Here is a 16,511-nt window from a genome sequence, read left to right as displayed (position 1 = left end):
GCATCGTCCGGAGGGGGATCAGAGCCGGGGGAGGGATGCCCACCGTTCGATGCGGAACGATCCACCGTCGCGCCCGACCTCGAGGGCGCCATGTCCCGCGAAGTGGGCGGGCAGGACGAGCGCGTTGGTGTCGGCGGCCCACCCGAGGATCTCGCGGCGGCTGGCCCGGGCGGCCTCGGCGTCTTCACAGAAGCAGCTGTTGTGGTGCGGCCGCATGATCTGGAAGGGGGTGTGAACCAGGTCGCCCGCGAAGACGGCGCGGTCGGAGCCCGAGGTCAGCGTGAGGACGCTCGATCCAGGGGTGTGACCGGGCGCCGCCCGCAGGCGGAGGTTCGCGTCGATGGTGTACTCGGATTCCCAGAGCACGACCTGACCCGCGGCGTGGACGGGTGCGATGCTGTCCTCGAAGGCGTTCTGGTTGACCCCGCCCGCGATGTTCGGATTGTTGGCCGGGTTCCAGAACTCGAAATCCGCCTTGGACATCAGGTATGTCGCGTTGCGGAACGTCGGCACCCAACTCTGGCCTTCCAGGCGGGTGTTCCATCCGACGTGGTCGACGTGCAGGTGCGTGTTGACCACGATGTCGACGTCGTCGGGCTTGACGCCGGCGCGTTCGAGGTTGCCGAGGAAGTCCAGATCGAGGTGGCCCCAGGCCGGAACGTACGGACGTTCCTTGTGGTTGCCGACACCGGTGTCGATCAGGATCGTTCTGCCCTCGCTGCGCAGCACCCACGTCTGGACGGCGCTCTCACAGATGCCGGTCTCGGCGTCGAAGAAGTCCGGGACGAGCAGGGAATGGTGTTTGCGCCATTCCTCCTCCGCAACCGTGGGGAAGAACTGTCCCGGGGTCAGGCCGACCGGTCCGTGCATCTCCTCCACGCGGGTCACGTCCACGTCGCCCAAAATGATGTCACTCATGGTGTGCCTTCCTTCTCAGGTGCTGTTGTCCTTCGCGTACGGTTGCGGGCGGCCGCGCGGGCGCGCGACCAGCAGATTTCGCCGTGGTGAACTGCGGCAGTGGCGCGCGATGGAACTCGCGTCAGGACGCGGTCAGCGCCGGCCGCGCCCCGTGCCAGGGCCGAGTCATGGGGAGACGGGGATGGTCAGCGGTCGGTGAGACGCTTCCTCTTCGGCGTCGCCGAGGTGTCGTCGACGGACATGACGGTCTGGGCCAGGAGGATCAGCGCGCTCTGCGAGGCGGACCCGGGTTCGGCCGTCGCCATGACGACCCGCTGTCCCTCTTCCGTGTGCAGCGTCTGCTGGGTGAGGGTCATCACCCCCACGAGGGGATGCCGCATGTCGTAGACGCCGACGTCGCAGACGCGGACCTTGTGGTCGGACCACATCGTGGTGAACTCCGGGCTCCGCATCGTCAGCTCACCGATGAGCGACGCCAATAGGGGATCGCCGGGGTCGCGGCCGGCCGCGAGACGCAGGTTGCCCACCACGTCCTTCGCCTTCTGCGGCCAATCCGCGTACAGCTCACGGGTGTGGGCGTCGAAGAACACCAGACGGGTCATGTTGGGGCGCTCGGCCGGGCGGTCCGGGCTACGCGGGTCCAGATGCCCGGCGTACAACGCGTGTCCCGTACGGTTCCAGGCCAGCACGTCACCGCGACGGCCAAGGACGACGACCGGGACGTCCGTCATCGCCGAGACCAGTTGACGCACCGCCGCGGTCGCCCGCTCGGGCGCGGGCCGGCGGCCGCCCGCCGGACGGTGCTGGGCGGCGGAGGCGAGGTCATGCAGGTGACGGCGCTCGGCCTCGTCCAGACTCAGAGCCCGGGCGATCGCGTCCAGCACTTCGGGAGAAGCGCCCCGCGAATGCCCCCGCTCGAGCCTGGAGTAATACGAGGCGCTCACCCCGGCCAACTGCGCCAACTCCTCGCGCCGCAGCCCCGGCACCCGTCGCCGGTCCCCGTACGGCACCAGTCCGACGTCCTCCGGGCGCAACCGGGAGCGACGCGTCCGCAGGAACTCTCCGAGCTGCCATCCGTCCATGCCCGCCAGTCTTCAGCGTCCGGCGGACCTTAACCACACCCTGCCGTGGACAGGCAACCCCCGCCCGCTACCGCCTCAGCACGAGCGAGTCACACGATTGTGACCGGCAGCCTCTGATCCAGACGTCGAACAGGCCTAGTCGGTCTCGAAGGCGAGCCGGTCGGTGAGCCAGCGGTAGAACTTGATCGAGAACCTGACCCAGTGGGCCACCATCGTGGTCAGGTGCTCCCTGGTCACGCCGGCCCCGATGTAGACCTGGGAGTCGCCGACGACCCGGATGGTGCCGTTGTCCTGGGTGAACGCGTACACCTTCGGCCACATCGTGTCCGCGTTCCACTCGTTGAGCGCCGTGAGCAGCATCGGCTTGTCGTCCACCGAGTATTGCCTGTCGTAGAAGCTTCGTACGGTGAACAGGTCTCCTTCCTTGCCGAACAGGAAGTAGATCGTGAGGTGGGCGGTGGAGATCGCCAGGTCGCCCTCTGTGTCTATGGTGTGCTCGATGTCCAGTTCGTCCAGGATTTCCTCGAGGAGGTCCCGGTCCGGCTGGACGACCGCTGGGGAAGGCGTCACCGCTCCATCCTGCCGCATCGTGCCGCCGGTGAAGTGGCAGAGGTGACAGGGGGGCCCGCTGAGGAGATCGGTACCCTATCCGCTGCTCGATCGAGCTCCGCGGCTTCAACCGATCCTGTGGACGAGCGCCGTGATGTCCTCCGCCAGGGCGGCGTCGAGCGGGGCGTGCCGGTTGAGCAGCCGATACCACATGATCCCGAAGATCATGTCGACCAGGAGGTCGAGGTCCGTGCCCGGGGGCGGCGGCATCCGCTCCAGCACCGCCCGCAGGGTGTCCCGGCGCGGGCCGATCAGCCGCTCCCGCAGGCGCTCGCCCAGGGCGGGGTCGCTCTGGGCCTCCGCCATGAGGCCGGCCACGACCCTGCCGACCGCGCCGTCCGCCAGCGCGAAGGTCTCGCTCAGGAACGTCTCCAGATCTGCCTCCGACGGCGCCCGGGAGCTTCCGACGACGTCGGTCAGCGCCTCCAGCAGCAGGTCGGCCTTGGTGTCCCACCAGCGGTAGAGCGTCTGCCTGCCGGTGCCCGCCTCCTCGGCGATGCCTTTCAGCGTCACGTTCGGATATCCGTCGCGCTCGCACAGCCGCAGCGCGGCCTCGAGTATCGCCCGGCGCGCCTGCTCGCTGCGTGGCCTTCCAACCATGCCGTCACTTTACAGGACACCATGTCTCGTTTTATGATTTCGAGGCATTATGTCTCGTATTGAGGGGAAGTTCGATGAGTGAGCGTGTGGTGATCGTCGGGGGCACGAGCGGTATCGGCCTGGCCGCCGCCGTACGGCTGGCCGCGTCGGGCCGCGAGGTCGTCGTCACCGGCCGTACGCCGGAACGGCTGGAGCGGGCGGTCAAGGAGATCGGGGAGCGGGGCTCCGGGGCGGTGGCCGACGCCCGCGACCCCGAGGCGATGCGGAACCTGTTCGCCGAGGTGGGCCAGGTGGATCACGTCGTGATCAACGTGTCCGGCCGCAAGGGAGGCGGACCCTTCCGATCGCTGTCGCCCGACGACCTGCGCAGCGCCCTGGACGACAAACTGGTCGCCCAGGTGGTCGCCGCCCAGGCCGCGCTTGCGGCGCTGCGACGGGACGGGTCGCTGACGTTCGTCTCTGCTGCCAGCGCGAACGGCGCGATGGCAGAGGTGGCCGGGCTCGCGGCGGTGAACGGCGCCATCGAGTCGATGGTCCCGGGACTGGCGGTGGAGCTCGCCCCGGTCCGGGTCAACGCGGTCTCGCCCGGCGTGATCGACACGGAGTGGTGGGACGGGCTGGGGGACGACCGGCAGGGCATGCTCGACGCGTTCGCCGCCGCCACCACGCTCGGCCGGGTCGGCACGCCCACCGACGTGGCGAACGCGATCGCGTACCTGGTGGAGACGGGCTACACGACGGGCACCGTGCTGACCGTGGACGGCGGCGTCCGCCTCAAGCCGAGCGCGGCATGAGGACGATCCTCGTCACGGGGGCGACGGACGGACTGGGCCGCCACCTGGCGGCCCGGCTCGCCGCGTCGGGCGACCGGGTGATCGTGCACGGGCGCGATCCCGAGCGGGTGCGCCGGGTCCGGGCGGAGATCGGCGGGACGACCGAGGGCCTGCTCGCGGACCTCGCCGACCTGCGGCAGGTCGACCGCATGGCGGCGGAGATCGAGGAGCGGTTCGACCGTCTGGACGTGCTCGTGAACAACGCGGGCGTCGGCGGGGGAGCCCCGGGTTCCGGCAGGCAGGAGAGCGCCGACGGCGTCGAGTTGCGCTTCGCGGTCAACTACCTGGCCGGCTATCACCTGACCCGGCGCCTCGTCCCCCTGCTCGTACGGTCCGCGCCGTCGCGCGTGGTCAACGTGGCGTCGGTGGGACAGCGGGCGATCGACTTCGACGACCCGATGCTCACCCGGGGTTACGGCCGCCAGCGCGCCTACTCCCAGAGCAAGCTCGCGCAGATCATGTTCACGTTCGACCTCGCGGAGGAGCTCGCCGGACAGCGGGTGTCGGTGACCGCGCTGCACCCGGCGACGTACATGGACACCACGATGGTCAGGGAGGCCGGCGTGCCCGTCCTCAGCTCGGTGCGGGAGGGCGGCGACGCCACCCTCCGCCTGATCGACGGGAAGGTGCCCAGCGGCACCTACCACGTCGGGGTGAGCGAGGCCCGGGCCGACCCCCAGGCGTACGACCGCGAGGCCCGGGCCCGCCTCCGCGAGCTGAGCGACCGCCTCGTCCGCGAGGCCCTCGGCGCCGGCCGGCACTCGGGGGCCGCCTCCGAGGGAACCTCCGGGGAGCCGCGGCGGTAGTAAGAGGCATGAGGCGAACTGTGGTCGGCTTGTGTGGCCTGGCGCTCGTGGCCGGCTGCGCCGGCGCCGGAGCCCACGGCGCCGGAGCCCACGGCACCGGAATCCCCGGCACCGGCACCGGAACGTCGCTCCCGGCCGCGTCCGTCCCCGTGTCCGTCTCCGTCCAGGGCTTCTGCGCACGGACGGCCGGCAGCACGGCGGACGCACTACCCGAGGTGCGGGGCTCCGGGCGGGGAGCCGAGGTGTGGGGACTGATGTTCGCGCCGCTGCCGTTCGCGGCCGGGCGGGAGGTCAAGATCGTGTGGCGGATGACGGGTGAGGGGCCGTTGCGCGTGACCGCCGCGCTCCCCGACGGCACGGCCGCCAGGCCGACCTGGGGGCCCGAGGCGCACGGCGGATCGACCTGGCACCGGCCCGGTCAGGAGTGGGGAACGGGGTTCGTCTTCCCCAAGCCGGGCTGCTGGGAGATCACGCTGACCCGCGACCGGGGCTCGGGCACGGTGTGGCTGCCGGTCCGGTGAGACGAGCCCCGGCCCGCGGTCAGTGGGGCGTGGTGCGGGCGAGGATGTGCGGCGGGACGGGATGGGCGGCGGCCTGCGGGTCGGTCACGGGGGCCTGCCATGAGCGGGTGAGCGGCAGGATCCCGGCCCACACGTCGTGCGGGTCGTCGGCGTCCTCCGGGTGGCCCTCGCGGACCTTCACCGACGCCTCGGCGAGCGGGACCGCGAGGATCGTCGTGGCGGCCAGCTCCTTGCGGTTCGGCTGCCGTGCGTAGTCCCACTGGCCGGGGGTGACGTGCTCGGTCAGGCACCGCAGGGCGGCCAGCTTCTCGTCGCCCTCCAGCACGCGCGGCACACCGTAGATCATCGCGCTGCGGTAGTTCACGCCGTGCTCGAAGACCGACCGGGCCAGCACGAGGCCGTCGACGTGGGTGATCGTCACGCAGACCGTCGTGCCGCGGGTGAGGCTGCGGCTGGCCACCGAGCCGTGCACGTACAGATGGTCGTCGTCGAAGCCGTACACCGTCGGCACCACCATGGGGTCGCCGTCGACGACGACGCCGAGATGACAGACGAACCCGGCCCGGAGCACCTCGGACAGTGCCTCCCGGTCGCTGCGGCCCTGCTCCCGCAGCCGGCGGTGCCGGGTCCGCTCGGTCGCGGACAGATCACTCATGAGGCGACATTCAACCAGGAGAAGCCGGCGGCCCGCCCGGCGGGGACGCCGGGCGGGCCGTCTGGTGGACCCTTGCGGAGGAGCCGGCTCAGGCGGCGGACGTCGGCCCGGACGTCCTCGGGAACCGGATGACGTTCCCGCCCGTGTAGGCCTTGAGATCGACGATCTTCCGGTCCCTCCTGTCCCGCGCGGGCCTGCGGCGCAGCGCGGACCTGATGTCCCTGACCTTGGCGAGCGACGGCACCACCGTGACCATGTTCGTTTCCCCCCGACCGTGATGGTTCCGTGACCTTTCCGGTATAGATACCGGAGAGCCGGTAAAAGGGGCGTAAAGCCTCCGCTGTCACACCAGCCTCGTAAGGACGATTCAGTACGGCAGCGGCCGGCCGGAGGGGGTGCGCAGGTCGAGATCGGCGGCGGGACGACGGACGCGGCGGGGCCTGCGGATCGTGGTACGTCTCATGGCCCATCCTCCTTCCATGACGTAGGCAGACTATTCGCCCCGCCTGCCGCCGTCCTCCCGTTTTCACTCAGAGGGAGCCGGGCACCTTCCGGCTCACGACGCAGATCCGGTTCCACGCGTTGATCTGCGCGATGGCGACGATCAGTGCGGCCAGCTGCTCCTGGGTGTAGTGCTCGGCCGCATCCGCCCAGATCTCGTCCGGCACGGGGTCGGGCCGGTCGGCGAGCCGGGTCGCGGCCTCGGTCAGCGCCAGCGCGGCCCGCTCGGCGTCCGTGTAGTACGGCGCCTCCCGCCAGGCGGCCACCGACCACAGCCGCTCGTCGCTCTCCCCGGCCTTCTTGGCGTCCCGGAAGTGCATGTCCAGGCAGAAGGCGCAGCCGTTGATCTGGCTGGCCCGGATCTTGGCGAGTTCCAGGACGGCGTGGGGCACGTCGCACTCGTGCAGGAAACGCTCCACTCCGAGCATGGCCCGGTACGCCTCGGGAGCCAGCTCGCGAACGTTGACCCTCTCGGTCACGTCATCTCCTCGTCTCGTCGGCCCGCGTCACGCGGGCGAGTTTCTCGGGGTTCAGGACCATGTCGACGGCGGTGACCCGGCCGCCGGCGACGGTGAGGCCGAGCACGGAGACCAGCCGGTCGCCGCGGTAGCGCAGCAGGCCCGGCCAGCCGTTCACAACGGCGGGGACCAGTTCGAACGGGCCGAACCTCTGGATGCCGAACAGCAGCCTGGCCACCTTGGCCGCGCCGAAGACGGGCCGCCTCCCGGCGCGCACCCGGCCGCCGCCGTCGCTGCGGAGCACGACGTCCGGGTCGAGCAGCGCGACCAGCGCGTCCATGTCGTCGCCGAGGCAGGCCCGGGCGAAGGCGCGCACCACCCGCCGGTGCTCGGAGGGGTCCACGTCGAACCGGGGCGCGCGGGACGCGACGTGCGCCCGCGCCCGGGCGGCGAGCTGCCGGCAGGCCGCGGGGCTGCGCCCGACCGCCTCGCCCACCTCGGCGAACGTCAGGCCGAACACGTCGTGCAGCACGAACGCCGTCCGCTCGGCCGGGCTCAGCGACTCCAGCACGACGAGCATCGCCATGCTCAGCGACTCGTCCAGGGTCACCCGCTCCGCGGGATCGGGCTGGGTGAGAACGGGCCTGGCGGGAAGCGGCCCGGTCAGGATGGGCCCGGTCAACACAGGCTCGGGCAGCCACGGCCCCACGTACTCCTCCCTGCGGTGCCGCGCCGAGCGCAGCACGTCGAGAGCGAGCCGGGAGACCGTGACCACCAGCCAGCCGGTCACGTCCCTGATCTCCTCGCCGCCGCTGGCGGCCGTGGCGGACCGCAGCCGCAGCCACGCGTCCTGCACGACGTCCTCGGCCTCGTCGAGGCTGCCGAGCAGGCCGTACGCGACGCCGAGCAGCCGGGGCCGCATCGCCTGGAACTCGGCGTCGAGGACGGCCGTGCCGTCGTCATGGTCGTTCACACACTGAGGACGAGACACCCCCTCAGTGTGTGACATCCCTCTGCGGCGACCGCGCTCGCGCCGCGTCCTGAGCCGGCGCCGAGGCTCCGCCGGAGGCGCGGCGGCCGGGGGTGCGGAGGCCGGACGCGACGACGACCGCGCCGAGCACCGCCGCCGCCACCGGGACGACCAGCGCGGTCCGCAGCGCGCCGGGCCCCGGCCCGGCCGCGACGCTGACAGCGGTGACGGCCGACAGCCCGAGCGCCGTGCCGAACTGCATCGCCGTGTAGAGCAGGCCGCCTGCCAGGCCGTGCTCGTCCTCGTCGACGCCCTCCGTCGCGGCCATGGTCAGCGGGCCGTACGCCAGTGAGAAGGACAGGCCGAGCAGGAGCAGTGCCGGAAGCATGGCGGCGTAGGTCCAGTCCATCCGCACGGGCAGGAAAAGCGCGTACGCGACCGCCGCGAGGACGATGCCGCAGAGCAGCACCCGGGTGTTGCCGAAGCGGCTCACCAGGCGCGGCGTCAGCGTCGGCGCGAGCACCGTGTCGATCCCGATCACCAGCATGGCCAGGCCGGTCTGCATCGTGCTCCAGCCACGCCACTCCTGGAGATACAGCGTGATCAGGAACTGGAATCCCGCGAACGCGAACAGGAACAGCAGCGCCGCCGCGTTCACCCGCACCAGCGGGGCGGCGCGCAGCATGCCCAGCCGCACGAGGGGCGACGACGATCGCCGTTCGATCGCGACGAACAGCCCCAGCAGCGCAAGCCCCGCCGCGATCGTGCCGGCGGTCAGGCCGGGCCCCTCGCCGGGATGCTCCAACCGGACCATCCCATACACGAGGAGCACCATGGCCCCCGTGACGGCGAACGCCCCCGCCAGGTCGAAGCCGCCCAAGGGGCGCTCGCCACCCGTGTCGCGGACGAGGACCAGCGCCGCGCCCAGGATCAGCACCGACAGGATGACCGGCGCGAAGAACACCCACCGCCAGCCGAACGCGGTGAGCACGCCGCCGGCGACCAGGCCGAGCGAGAACCCGCCCGCCGCCGTGCCCGCGTACACGCCGAGCGCCTTGGTGCGCACCGGCCCTTCGGGGAAGTTGGACGTGACCAGCGCCAGCCCCGCGGGGGCCATGAACGCGGACGCGACCCCCGTGACGAACCGCGCGGCCAGCAGCATCCAGCCCTGGGTGGCGAACCCGCCGAGCCCGGAGAAGACCAGGAAGACGGTCAGCCACAGCAGGAACATCCGCCGATGGCCCAGCAGGTCGGCGGCTCGCCCGCCGAGCAGCATGAACCCGCCGTAGCCGAGCACATAGGCGCTGACCACGCCGCTGAGCATCCCGGTGGACAGGCCGAGGTCGGCCCGGATCGACGGCAGCGCCACATTCAGCATCGCCACGTCGATCCCCTCCAGGAAGATCGCGCCGCACAACACCAGCAGCACGCCCCACGCGCGCCCCGTCATGGGGGCGTGCTGCCTGACGGCGATTCCGCCCATGGAATTGGACATCGGAGTCCGGCTCCATCTCGTCGGGGAACCGGTCCCGGGGCGGTTCCCCGAGTGCCTGCCGGTTCCCTCTTGTAACCGAGTGCATCGTCAGGCACCATCAATGACCATGGAAGACGGCACTTTCGAGTCCCTCGGTTACTGCGCGGATACCGGCGTCGACGACGACGTCCTCCAATGGGACCAGCGCGCGGACTGCGAGGTGCGGCAGATCCTCGACCGCATCGCCGACAAGTGGTCGCTCCTGGTGATCGCGCTGCTCGACAAGAGGAGCCTGCGCTTCACCGAGCTGCGCCGCGCGATCGACGGGGTCAGCCAGCGGATGCTGGCCCGCACGCTGCGGCATCTGGAACGCGACGGGCTGGTGAGCCGGACGGTGCACCCGACCGTCCCGCCGCGCGTGGACTACGCGCTCACGCCGATGGGCGCGACTCTGCACGCCACCATCCGTGCCCTGGTCGTCTGGACCGAGGAGCACCAGAACGCCATCGCCGCGGCCCGCGCAGCGTACGACCGGCGCGTGGTTGCCGAGCAGGAGGCCGCCGAGCGCGAAGAGGCCGAACGCCGGGCCGTCGCCCGCGCGGCCCTGCCGATCAGGGGCTGACCGCCGGCGAAGGCGCCCGCGTCAGGGTGAGGGCGGGCCGGCCGGGCGGGGACACGACGCGCGCTCAGGCCGACTCGCGCACGATGAGGCGGGTGGGCAGGATGACCGGGTCCACCGGGCCGCCGCCGTCGATGAGCGCGAGCAGGAGCCGTACGGTCTCCTCCGCGACGTCGGCGAGCGGCTGGCGGATCGTGGTGAGCGGCGGATGCGTGGTGGCGGCGACCGACGAGTCGTCGAAGCCGCCCACCGCCACGTCGTCGGGCACCCGGCGTCCGGCCGCGCGCAACGTGGACAGCGCGCCGGCCGCCATGAGGTCGGAGGCGACGAAGACGGCGTCGAGGTCGGGGGTGCGCTCCAGCAGCCGCGCCATCGCGCTCTCGCCGCTGAGCTGGGTCCAGTCGCCGTGCTCGATCAGCTTCCTGGACGCCTTCCTGCCGAGGACGTCGGCGAAGCCCTCCAGGCGCTGGATGCCGCCGGGCGTGTCCATCGGGCCGGTGATCGTGGCGATCTTCTTGCGGCCCTGCTCGACGAGGTGACGGGTCATCTGCCGGGCGCCCTCGCGGTCGTCGGCCGCCGCGTAGGGGATCACGTTCTCCTTCCCGATGACGGCGCCGCAGGCGACCGCCGGGATGCGCAGCGACTCCAGCTCGTCCACGAGCGGGTCGCCCGCGTGCGTGGACATCAGCAGCACTCCGTCGGCGTGGCCGCCGCGCACGTAGTGCACCACCCGGTCCCGGTCGCCGTCGTCCCCGGCCAGCATGATGACCAGGGAGACGTCCCGCTCGCCGAGCCGCCGGATCGCCGTGCGGATCGTGGTGCTGTAGTTGGGGTCCTCGAAGACCTTCTCGTGCGGCTCCGACAGCACCATGACCACCGACCCGGTCCGCTGGGTGACCAGGCTGCGGGCGTTGCGGTTGACGATGTAGCCGGTCTCGGCGATGGCGCGGCGGACGGCGGCGTGCGCGGCCGGGCTCACGTACCGGTCGTCGTTGAGCACCCGGGAGACCGTGCCCCGGGAGACGCCCGCCGCCGCGGCCACGTCGTGAATGGTCGGACGCTTCGCCATGGTCGTATTGTCCCCCCGCCGATCAGCGTGTTCCCCCGTGCTCATCAGCTTTTCACGGCCCCGCCGGACAGGTCCGTACGCCAATAGCGCTGCATCGTGAGGAACAGCGCGATCAGCGGGATGAGCGACAGCATCGTCCCCGTGATGATCAGGTTGTACAGGGACGGCTGGTTGGCGCCCGCGGCGAGCAGCGTGTAGAGGCCGACCGTCAGCGGGAACCGGTGGTCGTCGCCCAGCATGATGAACGGCAGCAGGAAGTTGTTCCAGATCGCGACGAACTGGAACAGGAAGATCGTCACCATGCCCGGCGTCAGCAGCGGCAGCGCCACCTGGCGGAACAGCCGCCACTCGCCCGCGCCGTCCAGCCGCCCCGCCTCGAGCAGCGAGCCGGGGATCGCCGCCTGCGAATAGATCCTGGCCAGGTAGATGCTGTACGGGTGCAGGATCTGGGGCAGCAGCACCGACCAGTACGTGTCGGCCAGGCCCGCCTTGGAGAACAGCAGATACTGCGGGATCGCCAGCACGACCGACGGCACCAGGATGCCGCCGATGAGCAGGTTGAAGATCAGGGCGCGGCCGGGGAAGGAGTACTTCGCCAGCGTGTACCCCGAGATGGTGGACACCGCGGTCGACAGAACCGCGCCGCCCCCGGCGTACAGGACGGTGTTGAGCAGCCAGAGCCAGAAGACGCCGTCGCGGTAGGCGAACAGGTCGGCCAGGTTGGACAGCAGTCCGGTGCCGGGCGCGAAGGTCGAGGTGGAAAACAGCTCGGCCTTGGACTTGGTGGCCGCGACCACCACCCAGCTCACCGGGAACAGGGTGTAGAGCGCGCCCAGCACGAGCACGCCGGTCGGCACGATGCCCAGCGGGCGGCGGGGCGACGTGCGGGCGTGCCCGCGGGTCCCCGGCAGGGCGGTGGCGGCCATTCAGCTCTCCCCGAACGCGCGGTTCTTCACGACCCGCAGGAAGCCGAACGACAGCACGAGGGAGATCCCGGCGATCACCATGGACGTCGCGGCGGCCGAGTACAGGTCGCCGGTGACGAACGCGTCGCGGTACACCTTCATCAGGGGGCTCCAGGTCGAGCTGATCGTGTTCGTCAGCGGCCGCAGGGTGGTCGGTTCCGTGAACACCTGGACGGTCGCGATGACGGAGAACACCGTGGTCAGGATGATCGACGGCACGAGAATCGGGATCTTGATGCGCAGCGCGATGCGCAGCTCGCTCGCGCCGTCGATCCTGGCCGCCTCGTAGTACTCCCGCGGCACGGCCCGCAGGTTCGTGTAGAGCACCAGCATGTTGAAGCCGGTGCCGCCCCAGACCGCCACGTTCGCCATGGAGAACGTCACCAGGTCGGCGCTCAGGAACGGGTGCTCGCCGAACGGGCTGAGGCTGGGCAGGTAGAGGAAGCCCCACATCAGCGTCGCCGCCACGCCCGGCACGGCGTACGGCAGGAAGATCGAGATCCGGGTGAGACGGGCGAGCCGCACGTGCGCCGCGTCGAGCATCAGCGCGAACACGAGGGCGAGCCCCAGCATCAGCACGAGCACCAGCGCCCCGTACGCGAGGACGCGCAGCCAGCCGGCCCACAGCTCGCCGTCGCCGACGGCGGTGGCGTAGTTGGCGAACCCGGCGAAGACCTCCGTGCGGGCCCCCTTGCCGAGGCCCAGGCCGGAGACCTTGGTGCGCCGCAGGCTCAGATAGATCGTGTAGCCGATGGGCAGGGCCATGAAGAGCGCGAACAGCGCCATCGCCGGGGCGAGGAACAGGTAGGGCACGGCGCCCGCGCGGTGCGCGCGGGCGCCCTTCTTCCGCGACGTCATGATCACTGGGCGAGGGTGAAGCCGGACTTCTGCATGTCGGCGACGGTGGCGTCCTGCATGCTCTGGACGGCGGCGGCGAAGTCGGACGTGGCGGCGACGGCCTTGTCGAAGGCGTCCTTGTAGGCGTTGTACGTCACGCCCACGTTCGGGCCGAAGGTGAAGCCGCGGGCGGTGGCGCCGATGTCGGCCGCCTGCTTCCAGAAGTCGGGCTGGTTGGAGAAGTAGTCGGGAGCCTCGGTCATCAGCGCGGCGCCCTTGGCGGAGGCCGGATAGACCGCGCCCTCCTTGATGAGCAGTCCGAGCGCCTGCGGGTCGGTGTTCAGCCAGGTGGCGAACGTGGCGGCGGCCGCCTTGTTCGGCGACTTGGCGGCGACGGCGGTGGACGAGCCGCCCCAGAAGCCGCTGTGGTTCTCACCCGCGTTCCACTGCGGCAGCGGGGCGATGGCCCACTTGCCCTTGGCCTTCGGCGCGTTGCTCGACAGCACGCCCGGGCCCCACACGGCCGACGGCCAGGTGAGCAGCTTGCCGTCGTTGAGCGCCTTGTTCCACTCCGGGGTGAAGTAGGGCATTCCGTCGATGACGCCCTCCTTCACCAGGCCGCCCCAGTAGGAGGCGACCTTCTTGGTGGCCTCGTCGTTCACCGCGACCTTCCACGCGTCGCCGCTGATCGACCACCACTGGGCGCCCGCCTGCTGGGCGAGCCCGGCGAACCAGCCCGGGTCCTTGCTGGAGAACGTGCCGAGGAAGACCTTCGGGTCCTTCTTGTGCACGGCGCGGGCGGCCTCGGCGTACTCGTCCCAGGTCTTCGGCACCTCGATGCCGTACTTCTCGAACAGGTCCTTGCGGTAGTAGAGCATCATCGGCCCGCTGTCCTGGGGGACCGCGTAGACGGCGTCGGTGCCGAGGGTCACCAGCCCCCAGATGCCCTCGCCGAACTCGGCCTTCGCCTGCGCGGTCTCCGCCTTGAGGTCGGCCACCGCGTCGGCGGCGACGAAGGAGGGCAGCATCTGATACTCGGCCTGGACCAGGTCGGGCGGGTTGCCCGCCTTAGCGGCGGTGAGGAACTTCGCCGCCGCGTCGTCGCCCCCCGCCTGCTTGCTGACCGTGACCTGGATGTCGGGGTGGGCCTGGTTCCACACCGTGACGATCTTGTCCATGTTCGGGACCCAGGTCCAGTAGGTCAGCTTCACCGGGCCGGCCGGCGCCGCGCTCTGGCTCGCGGCCTGGGCGGACGGCTCGTCCGAGCCGCCTGAGCAGGCCGTCGAGAGCGCGGCGGTGAGGATCGCGGCCGCCGCCACTGCTAACCGGTTCACACGCATATGTTCCTCCAGGCGGGTGGGGGAGGGGGGACAGGAGGCGGGAATGTCTGGGAGCGTTCACAGACTGGAAGTTCCCCTCCGTGCTGTCAATGGGCGTTACGTGGTTGTTAACGACCCTTTCTGATCAGCGCGAATCGGTCGAACCTTCTCTGAAAAGCGCCTGTGCGCTACTGTGCACGTTCACAGAAGCAGAATCGAGGGGGAGACGTGCCCGGATATCCCGTCCTGCCCGAGGGGCTCGCCTATGGCGGGGACTACAACCCCGAGCAGTGGCCGGAAGAGGTGTGGCGGGAGGACGTCCGCCTGATGCGCGAGGCCGGGGTGAACCTGGTCACCCTCGGCGTCTTCAACTGGGGACTCATCGAGCCGCGGGAGGGCGAGTACGACTTCTCCCGGCTGGACCGGATCCTCGACCTGCTCCACTCGGCCGGGGTGTACGCCGACCTCGCCACCCCCACCTCCTCGCCCCCTACGTGGTTCCGCCGCCGCTACCCCGGCAGCCGTCTGGTGGACAGGGAGGGCCGCGTGCTCGGCGGCGGCTCCCGGCACAGCTTCTGCCCGAGCTCGCCCGACTACGCCGCGGCGTCCGAGCGGGTCGTCGCCGCCCTCGCCGCGCGGTACGCCGGCCACCCCGCCCTGGCGATGTGGCACGTGCACAACGAGTACGGCTGGGCCAACGCCCACTGCTACTGCCCGACGTCGGCCGAGGCGTTCCGCGCCTGGCTCCGGGACAGGTACGGCGACGTGGGCGCGCTCAACGCCGCCTGGGGCACCACCTTCTGGGGGCTGACCTACGGCTCGTTCGAGGAGGTCGAGCCGCCCGTCGTCGCGCCGGTGGGCCTGCTCACCGGGCTCCAGCTCGACTTCATGCGGTTCTCGGTCGACGCGCACATCGCCTGCTTCCGCAGGGAGCGCGAGACGATCCGGCGGTTCAGCGACCTGCCCGTCACGACCAACTTCATGATCCCCAACTGCAAGCCCATGGACTACTGGCGCTGGGCGGCCGAGGTCGACGTGGTGGCCAACGACCACTACCTCGACTCGGGCCGGGCCGACCCGCACATCGAGCTGGCCATGGCCGCCGACCTCACCCGATCGGTGGCCGGGGGCCGCCCCTGGATGCTGATGGAGCACTCGACGGGGGCGGTCAACTGGCAGCCGCGCAACCTCGCCAAGCGGCCGGGGGAGATGCGCCGCAACACCCTCGCCCACGTGGCGCGCGGCTCGGACTCGGCGATGTTCTTCCAATGGCGCGCCTCACGATACGGCGCGGAGAAGTTCCACTCGGCGATGGTGCCGCACGCCGGCGCCGACTCCCAGATCTGGCGCGACGTGGTCGCGCTCGGCGCCGACCTCCGCAGGCTCGCCGGGGTCAGGGGCGCCAGGGTGACGGCCGACGTCGCCGTGGTGTGGGACTGGGAGTCCTACTGGGCGCTCGAACTCGAGTGGCGGCCCTCGGCCGACCTGCGCTTCCGGGAACGGGTGGAGGCCTACTACGAGGCGCTGTGGCGCGAGCACGTCACCGTCGACTTCGTGCACCCGTCGGCCGACCTGTCGCCGTACCGGCTGGTCGTCGCGCCCAGCTCCTACCTGCTCGGCGAGGCGCCGGCGAAGAACCTGCACCGCCACGTGGAGGCGGGTGGCCACCTGCTCGTGTCGTACTTCTCCGGCATCGTGGACGAGAACGACACCATCCACCCGGGGCCCTACCCCGGGGCGCTGCGCGAGGTGCTCGGCGTGGCCGTCGAGGAGTTCCACCCGCTCCGCGAGCACGAGACCGTCACTCTGAGCTCATCCGGGACGGGGCCCTCGTCCGCGACCGGCCGGATCTGGTCCGAGCGCGTACGGCTCGCGGGCGCGCGGGCCGTGCACGAGTTCGCCGACGGGCCCGACGCCGGGCATCCCGCCGTCACCCGGCACGACCTGGGCGCGGGCAGCGCATGGTATGTGTCCACCGCCCTGGACGCCGAGTCCGGCCTGCGCGGGCTCGTCGCGGAGGTTCTCGACCACGCGGGCGTGTCCCGGCCGCACGGCCTGCCCGACACGCTGGAACTCGTACGGAGGGGCGACCACCTGTTCCTCATCAACCACGCGGACGCGCCGGTGACGGTGGACGGGGTGACCGGCAGCGGCGTGCTCGACGGCGCCGCCTATGACGGCTCGGCGACGGTCCCCGCCGGAGGCGTCGTGGTCGTACGAAGATGAGCTTCCCGGCGCCGTGCCGCACCTGACCGGCGGCGCGGTGCCGGGCCCC

18 protein-coding genes are annotated in these 16,511 nt (G+C 71.1%); 5 read left to right on the top strand and 13 right to left on the bottom strand.

Going from position 1 to position 16,511, the window contains the following annotated elements; translation table 11 throughout:
* Positions 1-18: 18 nt before the first annotated feature.
* The 4 genes from ABZ860_RS17825 to ABZ860_RS17810 all read right to left on the bottom strand — a co-directional run bounded on the left by ABZ860_RS17825 (position 19) and on the right by ABZ860_RS17810 (position 3,209).
* Entirely contained in the window at positions 19-918 is a 900-nt protein-coding gene (locus ABZ860_RS17825; protein WP_357221125.1) for an MBL fold metallo-hydrolase, read from the bottom strand.
* 185 nt (positions 919-1,103) lie between these two features.
* Positions 1,104-2,000, bottom strand: a complete 897-nt coding sequence (locus ABZ860_RS17820) for a helix-turn-helix transcriptional regulator (RefSeq protein ID WP_357221122.1) — start codon at positions 1,998-2,000, stop codon at positions 1,104-1,106.
* A 135-nt stretch (positions 2,001-2,135) separates the two neighbouring features.
* Positions 2,136-2,570, bottom strand: a complete 435-nt coding sequence (locus ABZ860_RS17815) for a YbjN domain-containing protein (protein ID WP_179155511.1) — start codon at positions 2,568-2,570, stop codon at positions 2,136-2,138.
* A 105-nt stretch (positions 2,571-2,675) separates the two neighbouring features.
* Complete coding sequence (locus ABZ860_RS17810) at positions 2,676-3,209, bottom strand: TetR/AcrR family transcriptional regulator (protein ID WP_357221118.1); 534 nt, start codon at positions 3,207-3,209, stop codon at positions 2,676-2,678.
* 74 nt (positions 3,210-3,283) lie between these two features.
* Here ABZ860_RS17810 and ABZ860_RS17805 point away from each other — a divergent pair, with 74 nt between their 5' ends.
* The 3 genes from ABZ860_RS17805 to ABZ860_RS17795 are packed head-to-tail and all read left to right on the top strand — an operon-like array spanning position 3,284 to position 5,369.
* Positions 3,284-4,003, top strand: a complete 720-nt coding sequence (locus tag ABZ860_RS17805; protein ID WP_357221115.1) for an SDR family oxidoreductase — start codon at positions 3,284-3,286, stop codon at positions 4,001-4,003.
* A complete protein-coding gene (locus tag ABZ860_RS17800; RefSeq protein ID WP_357221112.1) occupies positions 4,000-4,848 on the top strand; it encodes an SDR family NAD(P)-dependent oxidoreductase in 849 nt (282 codons plus the stop codon). The genes ABZ860_RS17805 and ABZ860_RS17800 overlap by 4 nt, the downstream gene beginning before the upstream one ends.
* Positions 4,849-4,856: 8 nt before the next feature.
* Entirely contained in the window at positions 4,857-5,369 is a 513-nt protein-coding gene (locus tag ABZ860_RS17795) for a hypothetical protein (RefSeq protein WP_357221109.1), read from the top strand.
* Positions 5,370-5,388: 19 nt separating this feature from the next.
* Here the strand turns inward: ABZ860_RS17795 and ABZ860_RS17790 are convergent, their stop codons facing one another.
* The 5 genes from ABZ860_RS17790 to ABZ860_RS17770 all read right to left on the bottom strand — a co-directional run bounded on the left by ABZ860_RS17790 (position 5,389) and on the right by ABZ860_RS17770 (position 9,448).
* Positions 5,389-6,024, bottom strand: coding sequence for a pyridoxamine 5'-phosphate oxidase family protein (locus tag ABZ860_RS17790; protein ID WP_357221106.1), 636 nt, complete (start codon positions 6,022-6,024; stop codon positions 5,389-5,391).
* 88 nt (positions 6,025-6,112) lie between these two features.
* Positions 6,113-6,280 carry a hypothetical protein gene (locus ABZ860_RS17785; protein ID WP_357221103.1) on the bottom strand — a complete coding sequence of 56 codons (168 nt, stop codon included), beginning with the start codon at positions 6,278-6,280 and terminating at the stop codon, positions 6,113-6,115.
* A 274-nt stretch (positions 6,281-6,554) separates the two neighbouring features.
* Positions 6,555-7,004 (bottom strand): carboxymuconolactone decarboxylase family protein, encoded by a 450-nt coding sequence (locus ABZ860_RS17780; RefSeq protein ID WP_357221101.1) that lies wholly within the window; start codon positions 7,002-7,004, stop codon positions 6,555-6,557.
* A 1-nt stretch (position 7,005) separates the two neighbouring features.
* Positions 7,006-7,956 (bottom strand): RNA polymerase sigma factor SigJ, encoded by a 951-nt coding sequence (gene sigJ, locus ABZ860_RS17775; protein WP_357221098.1) that lies wholly within the window; start codon positions 7,954-7,956, stop codon positions 7,006-7,008.
* A gap of 22 nt (positions 7,957-7,978) precedes the next feature.
* Complete coding sequence (locus ABZ860_RS17770) at positions 7,979-9,448, bottom strand: MFS transporter (RefSeq protein WP_357221095.1); 1,470 nt, start codon at positions 9,446-9,448, stop codon at positions 7,979-7,981.
* A 106-nt stretch (positions 9,449-9,554) separates the two neighbouring features.
* Here ABZ860_RS17770 and ABZ860_RS17765 point away from each other — a divergent pair, with 106 nt between their 5' ends.
* Positions 9,555-10,049, top strand: a complete 495-nt coding sequence (locus ABZ860_RS17765; protein ID WP_357221092.1) for a helix-turn-helix domain-containing protein — start codon at positions 9,555-9,557, stop codon at positions 10,047-10,049.
* A 64-nt stretch (positions 10,050-10,113) separates the two neighbouring features.
* On the opposite strand, the gene ABZ860_RS17760 is transcribed toward ABZ860_RS17765, so the two are convergent.
* The 4 genes from ABZ860_RS17760 to ABZ860_RS17745 are packed head-to-tail and all read right to left on the bottom strand — an operon-like array spanning position 10,114 to position 14,257.
* Positions 10,114-11,115: a LacI family DNA-binding transcriptional regulator gene (locus tag ABZ860_RS17760; protein WP_357221089.1), complete on the bottom strand. Its 1,002-nt coding sequence runs from the start codon at positions 11,113-11,115 to the stop codon at positions 10,114-10,116.
* A gap of 44 nt (positions 11,116-11,159) precedes the next feature.
* Positions 11,160-12,041: a carbohydrate ABC transporter permease gene (locus ABZ860_RS17755; RefSeq protein ID WP_357221086.1), complete on the bottom strand. Its 882-nt coding sequence runs from the start codon at positions 12,039-12,041 to the stop codon at positions 11,160-11,162.
* Complete coding sequence (locus tag ABZ860_RS17750) at positions 12,042-12,938, bottom strand: sugar ABC transporter permease (protein WP_357221460.1); 897 nt, start codon at positions 12,936-12,938, stop codon at positions 12,042-12,044.
* A 2-nt stretch (positions 12,939-12,940) separates the two neighbouring features.
* The gene (locus ABZ860_RS17745) at positions 12,941-14,257 is read right to left on the bottom strand and encodes a sugar ABC transporter substrate-binding protein (protein ID WP_357221083.1); all 1,317 of its coding nucleotides are present in this window, start codon (positions 14,255-14,257) and stop codon (positions 12,941-12,943) included.
* A gap of 207 nt (positions 14,258-14,464) precedes the next feature.
* Here ABZ860_RS17745 and ABZ860_RS17740 point away from each other — a divergent pair, with 207 nt between their 5' ends.
* Complete coding sequence (locus ABZ860_RS17740; protein WP_357221080.1) at positions 14,465-16,462, top strand: beta-galactosidase; 1,998 nt, start codon at positions 14,465-14,467, stop codon at positions 16,460-16,462.
* Positions 16,463-16,511: the final 49 nt, after the last annotated feature.

The sequence above is a fragment of the Microbispora sp. NPDC046973 genome (assembly GCF_040644495.1).
Taxonomy (GTDB): Bacteria; Actinomycetota; Actinomycetes; order Streptosporangiales; family Streptosporangiaceae; genus Microbispora.
This window is presented reverse-complemented; position numbering and strand designations above follow the sequence as displayed.

Coding starts and splice junctions, on each gene's coding strand:
- ABZ860_RS17790 (WP_357221106.1), bottom strand. CDS start 6,024: ATGAGTGATCTGTCCGCGACCGAGCGGACCCGGCACCGCCGGCTGCGG.
- ABZ860_RS17750 (WP_357221460.1), bottom strand. CDS start 12,938: ATGACGTCGCGGAAGAAGGGCGCCCGCGCGCACCGCGCGGGCGCCGTG.
- ABZ860_RS17770 (WP_357221095.1), bottom strand. CDS start 9,448: ATGTCCAATTCCATGGGCGGAATCGCCGTCAGGCAGCACGCCCCCATG.
- ABZ860_RS17785 (WP_357221103.1), bottom strand. CDS start 6,280: ATGGTCACGGTGGTGCCGTCGCTCGCCAAGGTCAGGGACATCAGGTCC.
- ABZ860_RS17795 (WP_357221109.1), top strand. CDS start 4,857: ATGAGGCGAACTGTGGTCGGCTTGTGTGGCCTGGCGCTCGTGGCCGGC.
- ABZ860_RS17765 (WP_357221092.1), top strand. CDS start 9,555: ATGGAAGACGGCACTTTCGAGTCCCTCGGTTACTGCGCGGATACCGGC.
- ABZ860_RS17745 (WP_357221083.1), bottom strand. CDS start 14,257: ATGCGTGTGAACCGGTTAGCAGTGGCGGCGGCCGCGATCCTCACCGCC.
- ABZ860_RS17825 (WP_357221125.1), bottom strand. CDS start 918: ATGAGTGACATCATTTTGGGCGACGTGGACGTGACCCGCGTGGAGGAG.
- ABZ860_RS17810 (WP_357221118.1), bottom strand. CDS start 3,209: ATGGTTGGAAGGCCACGCAGCGAGCAGGCGCGCCGGGCGATACTCGAG.
- ABZ860_RS17800 (WP_357221112.1), top strand. CDS start 4,000: ATGAGGACGATCCTCGTCACGGGGGCGACGGACGGACTGGGCCGCCAC.
- ABZ860_RS17805 (WP_357221115.1), top strand. CDS start 3,284: ATGAGTGAGCGTGTGGTGATCGTCGGGGGCACGAGCGGTATCGGCCTG.
- ABZ860_RS17820 (WP_357221122.1), bottom strand. CDS start 2,000: ATGGACGGATGGCAGCTCGGAGAGTTCCTGCGGACGCGTCGCTCCCGG.
- ABZ860_RS17760 (WP_357221089.1), bottom strand. CDS start 11,115: ATGGCGAAGCGTCCGACCATTCACGACGTGGCCGCGGCGGCGGGCGTC.
- ABZ860_RS17755 (WP_357221086.1), bottom strand. CDS start 12,041: ATGGCCGCCACCGCCCTGCCGGGGACCCGCGGGCACGCCCGCACGTCG.